General features: G+C 70.2%; 11 protein-coding genes. 7 read left to right on the top strand and 4 right to left on the bottom strand.

Annotation, left to right across the window (positions count from 1 at the left end):
• Positions 1-672, top strand: a complete 672-nt coding sequence (locus tag UWG_RS0101055) for a response regulator (protein WP_016905351.1) — start codon at positions 1-3, stop codon at positions 670-672.
• Positions 673-745: 73 nt separating this feature from the next.
• Here the strand turns inward: UWG_RS0101055 and UWG_RS0101050 are convergent, their stop codons facing one another.
• The 3 genes from UWG_RS0101050 to metH form a co-directional block, all read right to left on the bottom strand.
• Positions 746-2,341 carry an ABC transporter substrate-binding protein gene (locus UWG_RS0101050; protein ID WP_029391062.1) on the bottom strand — a complete coding sequence of 532 codons (1,596 nt, stop codon included), beginning with the start codon at positions 2,339-2,341 and terminating at the stop codon, positions 746-748.
• Between the two features lie 398 nt (positions 2,342-2,739).
• Positions 2,740-3,450: an HAD family hydrolase gene (locus UWG_RS0101045; RefSeq protein ID WP_016905349.1), complete on the bottom strand. Its 711-nt coding sequence runs from the start codon at positions 3,448-3,450 to the stop codon at positions 2,740-2,742.
• A gap of 96 nt (positions 3,451-3,546) precedes the next feature.
• On the bottom strand, positions 3,547-7,062 hold the full coding sequence (gene metH / locus UWG_RS0101040; RefSeq protein ID WP_029391061.1) for a methionine synthase: 3,516 nt from the start codon (positions 7,060-7,062) through the stop codon (positions 3,547-3,549).
• A 254-nt stretch (positions 7,063-7,316) separates the two neighbouring features.
• Here metH and UWG_RS0101035 point away from each other — a divergent pair, with 254 nt between their 5' ends.
• From UWG_RS0101035 to UWG_RS0101010, 6 genes are all read left to right on the top strand, one after another.
• Positions 7,317-8,102: an IclR family transcriptional regulator gene (locus UWG_RS0101035; RefSeq protein ID WP_016905347.1), complete on the top strand. Its 786-nt coding sequence runs from the start codon at positions 7,317-7,319 to the stop codon at positions 8,100-8,102.
• 403 nt (positions 8,103-8,505) lie between these two features.
• Complete coding sequence (locus tag UWG_RS0101030) at positions 8,506-9,294, top strand: MIP/aquaporin family protein (RefSeq protein WP_016905346.1); 789 nt, start codon at positions 8,506-8,508, stop codon at positions 9,292-9,294.
• Positions 9,295-9,367: 73 nt separating this feature from the next.
• Positions 9,368-10,891 (top strand): glycerol kinase GlpK, encoded by a 1,524-nt coding sequence (glpK, locus tag UWG_RS0101025; RefSeq protein WP_016905345.1) that lies wholly within the window; start codon positions 9,368-9,370, stop codon positions 10,889-10,891.
• 5 nt (positions 10,892-10,896) lie between these two features.
• The gene (locus tag UWG_RS0101020) at positions 10,897-12,507 is read left to right on the top strand and encodes a glycerol-3-phosphate dehydrogenase/oxidase (RefSeq protein ID WP_016905344.1); all 1,611 of its coding nucleotides are present in this window, start codon (positions 10,897-10,899) and stop codon (positions 12,505-12,507) included.
• 85 nt (positions 12,508-12,592) lie between these two features.
• Positions 12,593-13,753 carry a glycoside hydrolase family 18 protein gene (locus UWG_RS0101015; RefSeq protein WP_016905343.1) on the top strand — a complete coding sequence of 387 codons (1,161 nt, stop codon included), beginning with the start codon at positions 12,593-12,595 and terminating at the stop codon, positions 13,751-13,753.
• A gap of 43 nt (positions 13,754-13,796) precedes the next feature.
• Positions 13,797-14,468, top strand: a complete 672-nt coding sequence (locus UWG_RS0101010) for a FadR/GntR family transcriptional regulator (protein ID WP_016905342.1) — start codon at positions 13,797-13,799, stop codon at positions 14,466-14,468.
• A gap of 37 nt (positions 14,469-14,505) precedes the next feature.
• Here the strand turns inward: UWG_RS0101010 and UWG_RS0101005 are convergent.
• Positions 14,506-14,972: enoyl-CoA hydratase-related protein (locus tag UWG_RS0101005; RefSeq protein ID WP_016905341.1), on the bottom strand; the 467-nt coding region annotated here is incomplete at its 5' end.

Below are 14,972 nucleotides of genomic sequence, written 5' to 3'. Positions count from 1 at the left end.
GTGGCAATCCGCGTACTGCTCGTGGACGACCAGCCGCTGCTGCGTACCGGCTTCCGGATGATCCTGGAGGCCGAGCAGGACGTGGCGGTGGTGGGCGAGGCCGGCGACGGTCAGCAGGCGCTCGATCAGGTGCGCGCCCTCCAGCCCGACGTGGTGCTGATGGACATCCGGATGCCGCGGATGGACGGCGTCGAGGCGACACGGCGCATCACGGGCCCCGAGAAGGACGGGCCGGCGAAGGTGCTCGTGCTCACCACCTTCGACCTCGACGAGTACGTGGTCGAGGCGCTGCGCGCCGGGGCGAGCGGCTTCCTGCTCAAGGACGCCCCGGCCGACGAACTCGTCCAGGCGCTCCGGGTCGTGGCCGCGGGCGAGGCGATGCTGGCGCCGAGCATCACCCGCCGCCTGCTCGACAAGTACGCGGAGAAGCTGCCTTCCGGCGAGGAGCCCGTCCCCGACAGCCTCGACCAGCTCACCGAGCGCGAGGTGGAGGTGCTGAAGCTCGTCGCACGCGGCCTGTCGAACGCGGAGATCGCCGCGGACCTCTTCGTCAGCGAGACGACCGTCAAGACGCACGTCGGGCACGTGCTCACCAAGCTCGGCCTCCGCGACCGCGTACAGGCGGCGGTCTACGCCTACGAGAGCGGGCTCGTGCGCCCGGGCGCCGCCTGACGCCCGAACGAAGGAACGGGCTCCCGCCCCGGCGCGGCGCGCCAGGGACGAGAGCCCGTCGAGGGAGGGTCCGTCAGTCGGAGACGCCGCGGCCCAGCTCCCAGAACTGGTTGAGCGACGAGGCGTTGAGCGCCCACTCGACGCCGGTGATGTCGTCGCGCGCGGCGACGTACTGCTTGCCCTGCCAGAGCGGGAGGATCGGCACGTCCTCCGCGACGAGGTCCTGAGCGCGGCCGAACTGCTGCGACGCGTTGGCGCGTTCGGTCTGGCGGCGGCTCTGGGGGATGAGCTTGTCGCGGATCTCCCGGTTGATGTACGACGAGTTGAGGTGGTTGTTCTCCTCCATGAAGGGCGCCAGGTAGTTGTCGGCGTCGGGAAAGTCGGGGAACCAGCCGTAACCGAAGACCTGGTACTTGCCCTTCAGCGCGGCCGGCTGGAAATTCTTCCACTTGGTGCCCGTGGTCGTCACCTCGAAGAGCCCGGTGTCGTTGAGCTGCTTCTTGAGGATCTTGAACTCCTCGGCCGTCGCTTCGCCGTAGTGGTCGGTGGTGTAGGCGAGTTGCAACTTCACCGGGGTGTCGATGCCCGCCTTCTCCAGCGTGGCGCGGGCGGCGGCGGGGCTGGGCCTGCCGTACTCGTTGAAGAACGCGTTGTTGTGACCGGGCAGACCGCTGGGCACGGGTGAGTAGAGCGGCTCGGAGGTACGCGAGTAGGCGTCGCGCACGAGCTTCTGACGGTCCACCACCTGCGCCACGGCCCGGCGTACGGCCTTGCGGCCCGCGGTGCGGTCGTCGGTGTCGAAGACGAGGTAGCGGATCTCCTGGCCCGGCTGCTCGACGAGTTGGACGCCCTCGTCCTTCGCCGTGCCGAGCCGATCCACCTGGCTCGGCGAGATGGTCCGGTTCATGACGTCGATGTCGCCGGCGGTGAGCGCCTGCTCCATGCTCTTCGCGCTCTTGAAGAAGCGGAGCTCGATGCCCTTGTTCCGGACGTTCAGCCCGCCGTCGTAGTCGGGGTTCCTGCTGAGGACGGCCTTGCCTTCCGAGGGCTCGAAGGAGTCGACGACGTACGGGCCCGAGCCGGTCACGGAGAAGCCGTCGACGAAGCCGTCCTTCGGGTACGTCTCGCTGTCGACGATCGCGGCCGCCGGGGTGGTGAGCTTCAGCGGGAAGGTCGCGTCCGGCTTCTTGAGGTGGAAGACGACCTGCTTCTCGTCGACCGCCTCCACCTTGTCGACGTTGGAGAAGAGCGATGCGGGGCCGTTGACGTAGTTGATGGAGAGCTGCCGCCGCATGGAGAACTCGACATCCTCGGCGTCGAGTTGATTGCCGTTGGAGAAGTGCTGACCGTCCTTGAGCGTGCAGCGGTACTGCTCGTTGTGCGAGTCGGTGAAACCGCACTTCTCGGCCGCGTCGGCCTCGGGCTCGGTGCCGGAGCGGGGTATGCGCACCAGGGTCTGGAAGGTGCTGCGCATGATGTTCCACCCGGCGATGTCGTACGAAGCGGCCGGGTCGAACGGCGCCGGGTTGTCCTTGCTGACGGCGAACTCGTCGGTGGTGCCCACGACGACGGTGTCATCCCCGCCGCTTCCCGACCCGTCCCCACAGGCGGCGAGCAGAGGCGCGAGCAACCCGGCCAGCACGGGCAGCACCACGGTTTTACGGTTCATGGTCGACGATCTCCCTCGTCCGGCCGCGAGTTGTGCAGGAATGGAATGGCCGGGCAACAGACATTAGTAGTTCGCTCGGACCCCCCTTGAAGTGGAAGGCGCAGAGCGGTTTCACGCACCGATATCGCCGCGCCACCATCCGCTATACGGACAAGGGAACGTACCGCACCTTCGGTGAACCAATGCGGACACATGGACAGCCGCCCGAAGCGCACGAAGGGCCGCGGAGCAGGTCCGCGGCCCCCTGTCGACACCGCTTCCCGTGACGAACATCACACGATCAACTCACCTGCGCACGCCGGGAATTGACGGCCCCACAGTCACCGAAAATGAGCACTCCGGCGCATTGGGTTTCCCCGCTATTCCCCCGCGGGAAGGGCACGTGGCGTTCCCTACGCTCAGTGCGCGACCGCTCTCAGAGAGCGCAGAAATGCGAGATCGACTTCTTCGAGCGATCGGACGATCGTCCGCCCGGGCGCCGGTTCGATCGGCGCGACCGACGGCACGGCGACGACCCGGCAACCGGCCGCCTCCGCCGACGCGACCCCCGTCGCGGTGTCCTCGAGCACCGCGCACCTGCGCGGGTCGACGCCGAGCTGCTCGGCGGCCGTCAGGTACGGGTCGGGGTGCGGCTTGGTGCGCACCAGCTCGTCACCGGCCACCGTGCAGGCGAAGTTGGCGTTCCCGAGCGAGCCGAGCATGTGGTCGACGACGTGGCGGTGCGAGGCGGAGACGAGCGCGGCGGGCAGCCCGTGCTCGGCCAGCTCGGCGAGCAGCCGGCCAGCGCCCGGCATCAGCGGCACGCTTTGACCCATCCGTGCGACGCACTCGACGAACCGGGCGTTGAGGAGCCTGCTCACCTCCTCCAGGCCGATGTCTGCCTTGGTCGCCTCGATGAGGAAGCCGGCGCTGCGCGCCATGGGCCCGCCGACGACCACCTGCCGCCACTCCTCCCGCAGCGAGTGCCCCAGCTCGGCGAAGACCTCCCGCTCGGCCTGCCACCAGCAACCCTCGGTGTCCACCAGGGTGCCGTCCATGTCGAGCAGGACGGCCTGTAGACCCGGCCCCTCCTCCAGAAGGGTGCCGAGCGCCGAGACGGAACTGGACATCCGCATGCACCTCCCACGGGGCGAGAAGGCCGGCCGCCCCGCTGTGCGGCGAGGGCGGCCGGCCTGTTGTCGGATCGATCAGTCTACGTCCTGCGCTTACCTGGCGTTGAAGTACTTCGCCTCGGGATGGTGCAGGACGATGGCGTCGGTCGACTGCTCGGGATGGAGCTGGAACTCCTCGGAGAGCTCGACGCCGATCCGCTCCGGCTGGAGCATCTCCGCGATCTTCGCGCGGTCCTCCAGGTTCGGGCAGGCACCGTAGCCGAGCGAGAAGCGCGCGCCCCGGTACTGGAGGTCGAACATGCCCTGCATCTGCGCCGGGTCCTGGCCGGAGAAGCCGAGCTCGTTGCGGACGCGGGCGTGGAAGTACTCGGCGAGGGCCTCGGCCAACTGCACGGAAAGGCCGTGGAGTTCGAGGTACTCACGGTAGGCGTTCGCCTCGAAGAGTTCCTGCGTGACCTCGCCGATGCGGTTGCCGACCGTCACGACCTGGAAGCCGACGACGTCCGTCTCCCCCGACTCCTCCGGACGGAAGAAGTCGGCGAGGCAGAGCCGGCGACCGCGCCGCTGCCGCGGGAAGGTGAAGCGGGTCCGCTCGGAGCCGTCCTCGTTGAGGACGATCAGGTCGTCGCCCTTGGAGTGGCACGGGTAGTACCCGTAGACGACGGCGGCCTCCAGCATGTTCTCGGTGTGCAGCCGGTCGAGCAGGCCGCGCAGCCGCGGCCGGCCCTCGGACTCCACGAGCTCCTCGTAGGACGGACCGTTGCCCTTGCGGGACTCCTTCAGGCCCCACTGCCCCTTGAAGAGCGCGCCCTCGTCGATCCAGGCGGCGTAGTCCCGCAGCCCGATCCCCTTGACGACGCGGCTGCCCCAGAACGGCGGCTCGGGAACCGGGTTGTCCACGGCGACGTCGGAGCGCACGGAGCCGTCGTTGGGCGGGGGCTCCTCGATCTGGAGGTCGCGCTTGGGCACGCGCCGCTGCTTGAGCGCAGGCAGCTCGGCGCCGGGGACGCCGCGCTTGACGTCCATCAGCTTGTCCATGAGCGAGAGGCCCTCGAAGGCGTCCTTCGCGTACCGGACCTCGCCCTCGTAGACCTCGTGGAGGTCCTGCTCGACGTAGGCGCGGGTGAGCGCGGCACCACCGAGGATGACGGGGAAGTCCGCCGCCATCTTCCGCTGGTTCAGTTCCTCCAGGTTCTCCTTCATGATCACCGTGGACTTCACCAGCAGGCCCGACATCCCGATCACGTCGGCCCGGTTCTCCTCCGCCGCCTCCAGAATCGCCGAAACCGGCTGCTTGATACCGATGTTGACGACGTTGTAGCCGTTGTTGGAGAGGATGATGTCCACGAGGTTCTTGCCGATGTCGTGGACGTCGCCGCGGACCGTGGCGAGCACGATCGTGCCCTTGCCCTCGTCGTCCTCGCTCTTCTCCATGTGCGGCTCCAGGTGGGCCACCGCGGTCTTCATCACCTCGGCGGACTGGAGCACGAACGGCAGCTGCATCTGCCCGGAGCCGAAGAGCTCGCCGACGACCTTCATGCCCTCGAGGAGCGTGTCGTTGACGATGTCGAGGGCCGGGCGCTCCTGGAGCGCCTCGTCGAGGTCGGCCTCCAGGCCGTTGCGCTCACCGTCGATGATGCGCCGCTGGAGCCGCTCTTCCAGGGGCAGTTCGAGGAGTTCCTCGGCCCTGCCCGCCTTCATCGACTTGGTGTCGACGCCCTCGAAGAGCTCCAGCAGCTTCTGGAGCGGGTCGTACCCCTCGCTGCGGCGGTCGTAGACGAGGTCGAGCGCGACCTGGACCTGCTCCTCCTCCAGCCGTGCGATCGGCAGGATCTTCGAGGCGTGGACGATCGCCGAGTCGAGTCCGGCCTTGACGCACTCGTCGAGGAAGACCGAGTTGAGGACGATCCGCGCGGCCGGGTTGAGGCCGAAGGAGATGTTGGAGAGCCCGAGGGTGGTCTGCACGTCGGGGTGGCGGCGCTTGAGTTCGCGGATCGCCTCGATCGTGTGGATACCGTCCTTGCGGGACTCCTCCTGGCCCGTGCAGATGGTGAAGGTGAGGCAGTCGATGAGGATCGCCGACTCCTTGAGGCCCCAGTTGGTCGTGAGGTCCTCGATGAGCCGCTCGGCGATGGCGACCTTGTGCTCGGCCGTACGGGCCTGGCCCTCCTCGTCGATGGTGAGCGCCATGAGCCCGGCACCGTGCTCCCGCGCGAGGCCCGCGACCTTGGCGAAGCGGGACTCGGGGCCGTCGCCGTCCTCGTAGTTGACGGAGTTGATCACGGCGCGGCCGCCGAGCTTCTCCAGGCCGGCGCGGATCACCGGGACCTCGGTTGAGTCGAGGACGAGCGGCAGCGTGGAGGCGGTGGCGAACCGGCCCGCGAGCTCCTCCATGTCCGCGACGCCGTCCCGGCCGACGTAGTCGACGCAGAGGTCGAGCATGTGGGCGCCCTCGCGGATCTGGTCCTTCGCCATCTCCACGCAGTCCTCCCACCGCCCTTCGAGCATCGCGGTGCGGAACTTCTTCGAGCCGTTGGCGTTGGTCCGCTCACCGATCGCCATGTACGAGCTGTCCTGGCGGAACGGGACCGTCTGGTACAGCGAGGCGGCGCCCGGCTCCGGCTGCGGGGAGCGCTGCGTCTGCTCCGCGCCACGGACGCGCTCCACCAGCTGGCGCAGGTGCTCGGGCGTCGTGCCGCAGCAGCCGCCGACGAGCGAGAGGCCGTAGTCCCGTACGAACCCCTCGTGCGCGTCGGCGAGTTCGGGCGCGGTGAGCGGGTAGGTGGCGCCGTGCTTGCCCAGTTCGGGGAGGCCGGCGTTGGGCATGCAGGAGATCGGAATGGTGGAGTGCTGCGCGAGGTAGCGCAGGTGCTCGCTCATCTCGGCGGGGCCCGTGGCGCAGTTGAGGCCGATCATGTCGATGCCGAGCGGCTCCAGCGCGGTGAGCGCCGCCCCGATCTCGGAGCCGAGCAGCATCGTGCCGGTGGTCTCGACGGTCACGGAGCAGAGCAGCGGCACCCGGTAGCCGGCCGCCTCCATCGCCCGGTGGGCGCCGATGATCGCCGCCTTCGTCTGGAGAAGGTCCTGGGTCGTCTCGACGAGCAGCGCGTCGGCGCCGCCGGCCATCATGCCCTCGGCGTTCTGCTGGTAGGCGTCGCGGAGGGTGGCGTAGGGCGCGTGCCCCAGTGTCGGCAGTTTGGTGCCGGGGCCCATCGAGCCGAGGACCCAGCGCATGCGGCCGTCCCCCGACTCGAACGCCTCGGCGGCGTCGCGGGCGATCCGCACGCCCTTCTCGGAGAGTTCAAAGATCCGTTCGGTGATGTCGTACTCGCCCAGCGCCGCGTGGTTGGCGCCGAAGGTGTTGGTCTCCACGCAGTCGACTCCGGCCGCGAAGTACTCGTCGTGCACCGAGCGGATGATGTCGGGCCGGGTGACGTTGAGGATCTCGTTGCAGCCCTCGAGCTGCTCGAAGTCGTCGAGGCTGGGGTCCTGAGCCTGGATCATCGTCCCCATTGCGCCGTCGGCCACCACCACGCGTTCGGCGAGGGCCTGACGTAGGGCGTCTGCCCTGGCGGTGTTGGCTGCGGACGTACTGCTCGGCGAGGCCATGGAAGTGCTCCCTGAGGTGCGACGGCTGTCGGCTATGCGTGATCATCGACTCCATCGGCGATGCAACGCACCCGGTCAGCGTATAGGGCGGGCGCAAGAGGACGCTCGGGTGTACCGCCAAGCGGACACTCTGCGGGGTCGGCTGCACCCGTTCCGCGGCTGAAGTCCGACTACCGCTGGGTCGTCAGTAAGGGATACCGTTCGACATTGTCGACCTGTGGACGTCCGTCGACAGAAAGGCCAGGGAGGTGCCGATGGCCCGGACCATTCAGTCCCTGGAGCGCGCGGCCGCGGTGCTGCGTCTCCTGGCAGGAGGTGAACGCCGGCTCGGTCTCTCGGACATCGCCTCCACGCTGGAGCTCGCCAAGGGCACGGCGCACGGGCTGCTGCGGACGCTCCAGCAGGAGGGCTTCGTCGAACAGGACCCGCTCTCCGGCAAGTACCAGCTCGGCGCCGAGCTGCTCCGTCTCGGCAACAGCTACCTCGACGTGCACGAACTGCGTGCCCGCGCCCTGGTCTGGGCCGACGACCTGGCGCGCTCCAGCGGCGAGAGCGTCTACCTCGGCGTCCTGCACCAGCAGGGCGTCCTCATCATCCACCACGTCTTCCGGCCGGACGACAGCCGTCAGGTGCTGGAGGTCGGGGCGATGCAGCCGCTCCACAGCTCGGCCCTGGGCAAGGTGCTCTCGGCCTACGACCCGGTGGCCCACAGCGACGTCCTCGAAGGCGAGCGCCGGCGGTTCACCGGGCACACGGTCACGGACCCGAAGAAGCTGGAGCAGGTCCTCGCGCTGACGAAGGGACGGGGCTGGGGCGCGGACGTCGAGGAGACGTGGGACGGGCTCGCCTCCGTCGCGGCGCCGATCCACAGCAGGCGCGGGCTGCTCCTCGGCGCGGTCGGCGTGACGGGCGCCGTCGAGCGGGTCTGCGACGCCGGGGAGTTGCGGGCGCGCATCGTCGCCTCGGTGCGCGACTGCGCGCGGGCCATCTCCAGGGACCTGGGCGCCGGGCGGTTCCAGGCGGGGCGGGGCGCCGTCTAGATCCGGCCGGCAAACGGAAGTTGACGCTCCGAGGGACCGCCGACCGGCGTGTTCGGCGGGGTTGCCGCGCACCCCCTTCCCAGTTCCCCTCCTCGGGCCGATCCTGCCCGTCCGAGGTCTCGCCGGCCCGCCGGTTCGGGCGCCTGACCCGGGCAGCGGAGCAGGAGGCGGCGGCAACCACCGGGTTGGCGCCGTCCCGGATGCCGCGGTTGCGTCGTGCGGTGAGGATGGACGGCCATGGAGTGCTGTGTCACACCCTCTTGACGCAAGCTTCACCAAAGAGAAAACTGCCGATCACTGGTCGACATTGTCGAACAACGAACGGCTAAGGACGCGGGACCGGTTCGTGGCTCAGGCCGCGTAGGTCCGTGCTCCCTCTGGACGAAGGACAAAGGAGTCGCGGGTGTCCAGCACCGACATCTTCGTAGGGGAAGTGGTCGGCACCGCGGTGCTGATCCTGCTCGGTGGCGGCGTGGTCGCCGCCGTCACGTTCAAACGCTCCAAGGCGTACGAGGCGGGCTGGGTGGCCGTCGCGTTCGGCTGGGGCATGGCGGTGCTCTCGGGCGCCTACATCGCCACCGGCGTCTCCGGCGCCCACCTCAATCCCGCGGTGACGCTGGGACTTGCGATCCAGGGCGGTACGGAGTGGAGCGACGTGCCGCTCTACCTCTTCTCCGAGATGCTCGGCGCCATCATCGGCGCCGTCCTCGTCTGGCTGACGTACTACGGGCAGTTCCGCTACCACCTCACGACGCCGCCGATCACGGGCGACGAGCTCGACCACGGAAGCCCCACCGCGGCCAGCAACGAGCCGGGCCCCGTGCTCGGCGTCTTCTCGACCGCCCCCGAGATCCCGCACAAGCTGCAGAACCTCGTCACCGAGATCATCGCTACCTTCGTGCTGATCATCGCGATCCTCACCCAGGGCCTCAACGACGAGGGGAACGGGCTCGGCACGCTCGGCGCCCTGATCACCGCGCTCGTCGTCCTCGCCATCGGCCTCTCGCTCGGCGGGCCCACGGGGTACGCCATCAACCCGGCGCGCGACCTGGGACCGCGCATCGTGCACGCGCTGCTGCCGCTGCCCAACAAGGGAAGCTCCGACTGGCAGTACGCATGGGTCCCAGTCGTGGGGCCGCTGATCGGCGCCGCTCTCGCCGGCGGGCTCTACAACCTCGCCTTCGCCCCGTGAGCAGCACCGCAGGCGACCGGGGAGAGCCGGCCGCGGAGCAGAACCACAGACCAACCGAGCATCGGAGCACACCGTGAGCGACATCCACTCCACCGGCCCGTTCATCGCAGCGATCGACCAGGGCACGACCTCCAGCCGCTGCATCGTCTTCGACAAGGACGGCCGGATCGTCTCGGTCGACCAGAAAGAACACGAGCAGATCCTGCCGAAGCCGGGCTGGGTCGAGCACGACGCCACCGAGATCTGGCAGAACGTCCAGCAGGTGGTCACGGGCGCGCTCGACAAGGCCGGCATCACCAAGCAGGACGTGCTGGCGCTCGGCATCACCAACCAGCGCGAGACGACGCTGCTGTGGGACAAGAACACGGGCGAGCCGGTGCACAACGCGATCGTCTGGCAGGACACCCGCACCGACGGGCTCTGTCGGGAGCTCGGCCGCAACGTCGGTCAGGACCGCTTCCGACGGGAGACGGGACTGCCGCTCGCCTCGTACTTCGCAGGGCCGAAGATCCGCTGGCTGCTCGACAACGTCGAGGGGCTGCGGGAGCGCGCCGAGCGGGGTGAGCTTCTCTTCGGCACGATGGACTCATGGGTGATCTGGAACCTCACCGGCGGCGTCAACGGCGGCGTGCACGTCACCGACGTGACCAACGCGTCGCGCACGATGCTCATGAACCTCCACACGATGAGCTGGGACCCCAAGATCTGCGCCTCGATCGGGGTGCCGATGTCGGTGCTGCCGGAGATCCGCTCCTCCGCCGAGGTCTACGGCGAGGCCACGGGCGACCTCGCGGGCCTGCCCGTCGCCTCCGCGCTCGGCGACCAGCAGGCGGCGCTCTTCGGACAGACCTGCTACGAGATCGGCGAGGCGAAGTCGACGTACGGGACCGGCACCTTCCTGCTGATGAACACCGGGCACGAGCCGGTCAACTCGTACAACGGCCTGCTGACCACCGTCGGCTACCGCATCGGCGACCAGGACCCGGTCTTCGCGCTCGAGGGCTCGATCGCGGTCACCGGTTCCCTCGTACAGTGGATGCGGGACCAGATGGGCATGATCAACAGCGCCGCGGAGATCGAGACGCTGGCGAGCTCCGTCGACGACAACGGCGGCGCCTACTTCGTGCCGGCGTTCTCCGGCCTGTTCGCACCGTACTGGCGCTCGGACGCGCGCGGTGTGATCGCGGGGCTGACCCGCTACGTCACCAAGGCGCACCTCGCGCGCGCCGTGCTGGAGGCGACCGCGTGGCAGACGAAGGAGATCGTCGACGCCATGCACAAGGACTCCGACGTCGACCTGACCTCGCTCAAGGTCGACGGCGGCATGACAGCGAACAACCTGCTGATGCAGACCATCTCGGACGTGCTCGACGCGCCGGTGGTCCGCCCGATGGTGGCCGAGACGACCTGCCTCGGCGCCGCCTACGCCGCCGGGCTCGCCGTCGGCTTCTGGTCGGACACCGACGAGCTCCGCGCCAACTGGAAGCGGGCTGCCGAGTGGACACCGCAAATGGACGCGGCCGTCAGGGACCGCGAGTACAACAGCTGGCTCAAGGCCGTGCAGCGGACCATGGGTTGGCTTGAAGAGGAGAGCTGAGAGAGATGAACACCCCGCTGAGCGCCCCCGCACTGGGGACGCACCCGGCTGCCGGCAGCAACCCCGGCCGCACCGAGACCAGGGACCTGCTCGCGCACGCGACGTACGACCTGCTGGTCGTCGGCGGCGGCATCCTGGGCACCTCGGTCGCCTGGCATGCCGCGCAGTCGGGGCTGCGGGTGGCCATGGTGGACGCGGGCGACTTCGCCGGAGCCACGTCGTCCGCGTCCTCCAAGCTGGTGCATGGCGGCCTGCGCTACCTGCAGACGGGCGCCGTGAAGCTGGTCGCTGAGAACCACCACGAGCGGCGGGTGCTGGCGAAGGACGTCGCACCGCACCTGGTCAACCCGCTCACGTTCTACCTGCCCGTCTACAAGGGCGGGCCGCACGGGGCGGCGAAGCTCGGTGCCGGTGTCTTCGCCTACTCGGCGCTCTCGGCCTTCGGTGACGGCGTCGGCCGCGTGATCTCCCCGTCGAAGGCCGCGGCCGACAACCCCGGCCTGCGCACGGAGAACCTCAAGGCGGTCGCGGTCTACGGCGACCACCAGATGAACGACTCGCGTATGGCGGTGATGACGGTCCGCGCCGCCGTCGACTCCGGCGCCGTGGTGCTCAACCACGCCGAGGTCACGGGGTTGCGCACCACCCGCGGCCGCGTCACGGGTGCCGAACTGCGGGACCGCCTCGACGGCACCGAGTTCGGCATCGACGCACGGCTCGTCCTCAACGCGACCGGGCCGTGGGTCGACCACCTGCGTGCGATGGAGGACAGCGCGGCGGCCCCGTCGATCCGGCTCTCCAAGGGCGCCCACCTCGTCCTCAAGCGCAAGGCGCCGTGGAAGGCCGCGATGGCGACGCCGATCGACAAGTACCGGATCACCTTCGCGCTCCCCTGGGAGGACCAGCTCCTGCTGGGCACCACGGACGAGGAGTACACGGGCGACCCGGCGGACGTACGCGCCACCGAGTCCGACATCCAGCAGATCCTCGACGAGGCGGCGTTCTCCGTGCGGGACGAGCACCTCGATCGCGACCTGATGACCTACGCGTTCGCCGGACTGCGGGTGCTGCCGGGCGGTCCGGGCGGCACCGAGTCGGCGAAGCGCGAGACGGTCGTCAGCGAGGGGCGCGGCGGGATGCTCTCGGTCGCGGGCGGCAAGTGGACGACGTACCGGCACATCGGGCGCACGGTTCTCGACAAGCTGACGAAGCTGCCCGGCGGGGCGCTCGCCGAGGACATGGAGCCGGTGAAGCGGCTCGTGCGCCACACTCCGCTGCCGGGCGTCTCCAATCCGAACGCGGTGGCGCACCGTCTGCTCGTCGACCGCGAGCCGGGCGCGCGCATGGACCCGCTCACCGCGCGGCAGTTGGCGACGCACTACGGGTCGCTCTCCTTCGACATCGCCCGGCTCGTCAACGAGGACCCGGCGCTCGGCGAGCGCATCCACCCCGACGGTCCCGAGGTCTGGGCGCAGGTCGTCTACGCGCGCGACCACGAGTGGGCGGAGACGGCGGACGACGTGCTGCGTCGCCGCACCACGCTCACCATCCGCGGGCTCGACACCGACGAGGTGCGCGGGAAGGTGCAGCGGATACTCGACGAGCGTCGCGGCTGACACCGCGCGGTCGACGTCCTTACGGCGGCGGCGCGTTCCGGGGTTCCGGATCGCGCCGTCGCTTTCGCGTGGCAGCATCCGACCCATGTTCGATGAGCGGCGAGCGGACGGCGGGAACGGGCCGGAGGCGGTCGAGGGCGGGCCCACGGAATCCGCGGCCGAGCGCCGGGCGTACGCCGGCGGGCCGTCGTCGACGTCCCCGACGCTCCGGCGCAGGCTGCTGCTGTGGGGGTTGCCCGCGCTCGGCGCCGCCGTCCTCCTCCCCGCGGCCACCGCGGCGACGGCGCTGCGCCTCTCCTACGCGGGCGACCTCCCCGAAGGCGCGCACACGCGCGGTCGCGACGCCGTCTGGCTCGGCCACGCCTGGGTCGACGGCCGCAAGGACGACGAGGACCTCGCCCGCCTCGGGCGCCGCATCGAGGGGACGGGCGTGCGCGATCTCTACGTGCACACAGGGCCGTTGGAGCACGACGGCACCCTCGACGCGAGCCGCGCCCGACGGTCCCCGTGGCTGCTCCGCGCCGTCCGCAAGAAGCTGCCGGGGGTCCGTGTGCAGGCGTGGCTCGGCGACGTCCTCGTCCACGACGAGGCGGGCGAGCGCGCGGGAAAGGGGCTGCGCCTCGCCAATCCGGCCTCACGGCGCGCGGTGGTGGCGAGCGCGCGGCAGGTGATGCGGGCGGGGTTCGACGGCGTCCACTTCGACCTGGAGCAGATGCACTCGGGCAACGAGGACTTCCTGCGCCTCCTCGACCGGCTCGGCCCCGTGGTCTCCCGCGCGGGCGGGGTGCTCTCCGTCGCGGCGCACCAGATCGACCCGCTGCCCGAGGTGCACCGGGTCCTGGGTGCGGTGAGCGGTCGGGGCAAGTACTGGTCGCAGGGGTACTTCGGGGAGGTCGCACGGCGGGTCGACCAGATCGCGATGATGTCGTACGACACCTGGATGCAGACGGAGAGCCACTACGGCGGACTCGTCGCGCACCTCACGGAGTTGGCCCTGGAGGCGACACCGCGCGGGACCGACCTCCTGATGGGGCTGCCCTTCTTCCACACCGACAACCTCGCGCACCGCGCCTCGGCGGAGACCGTGCCGGCCGCGGTGCGCGGCATCCGGCTGGGCCTCGGCCGCGGGGACGTGCGGCGCAAACGGTTCGGTACGGCGGCGTACGTGGATTTCGCCGCTGACGAAACCGACTGGACCGCCTACCGCAGGAGTTGGTGCGAAGTCGCCGGGCGGAAACCCCCATAATGGCAAGGCATCGGATGTCTGGCGGTCGGGGAGGGGCGGCGCTGTGGCGGTCACCGACAAGGCGATCGGGAAGATCCGCGGCATGATCGTCTCCGGGGCGCTGGGACCTGGCGACCGCTTGCCCAAGGAGAGTGTGCTCGCAGGAGAGTTGGGCCTCTCGCGCAGTTCGCTGCGGGAGGCGGTGCGCGCGCTCTCGCTCGTGCGCGTCCTCGACGTGCGCCAGGGCGACGGTACGTACGTCACCAGCCTCGACCCCGGACTGCTGCTGGAGGCGCTGGGGTCGATCGTGGAGCTCCAGCGGGACGACGCCGTACTCGACTGCCTCGCGGTGCGGCGCATCCTGGAGCCGGCCGCGACGGCGCTCGCCGGCTCCAGGATCGGCGAAAGCGAACTCGACTCCCTTCAGGCGCAGTTGGAGCCGCTGAGTGAGAGCTCCACCGTCGAGCAGCTCGTCGAGGCGGATCTGGAGTTCCACCGCCGCACCAACGCCGCCTGCGGCAACCCGGTGCTCCACTCGCTGCTCGACGCGCTCGCGGCGCCGGCGACGCGGGCCCGGGTGTGGCGCGGTCTCGCGCGGGAGCGCGCCGTCGGCCGGGCCCTCGACGAGCACCGGCAGATCCTCGCGGCGCTGCGGGACGGCGACGCGGAGGCGGCGCGCTCCTGGTCGACCGTGCACCTCGCCGGCGTCGAGCGGCGGCTCCGCTCGACACCGTGAGGTGCCCCGACTCCCCCGCTGTCAGCGGGCGTTCGGCTCACGCGCCCTGCCACACCGGTGCGCGCTTCTCGGCGAAGGCACGCGGCCCCTCCTCCGCGTCGGCCGAGCGCAACATGGTGCCGTAGCACGGGAGTTCGCCGCTGCGCATCCGCGCGAACCCGGCTTCCACGCCCAACGCCTCGGTCTCCCTGAGGACTTCCTTGACGGCGGCGAGCGCCAGCGGCGCACCCTGCGCGACCTCCCCCGCCAGGGCCACCGCGCGCTCCACGACGGCCCCCGGCTCCGCGACCTCGTTGACTAGGCCCCAGCGAGCGGCCTCAGCGGCGGTGAGGCGCTTCCCTGTGAGCAGCAGTTCCGTCGCCACCGCGCGCGGGAGGCGCCTCGGCAGCCGGAGCACCCCGCCGGAGTCGGCGATCATGCCGATCCGCACCTCGGGGAGCGCGAACTCGGCGTGCGGTGCGGCGACGATCAGGTCGGCGGCGAGGGCGAGTTCGAAGCCGCCGC

This window comes from Streptomyces xiaopingdaonensis (genome assembly GCF_000262345.1).
Classification (GTDB): domain Bacteria; phylum Actinomycetota; class Actinomycetes; order Streptomycetales; family Streptomycetaceae; genus Streptomyces; species Streptomyces xiaopingdaonensis.
This window is presented reverse-complemented; position numbering and strand designations above follow the sequence as displayed.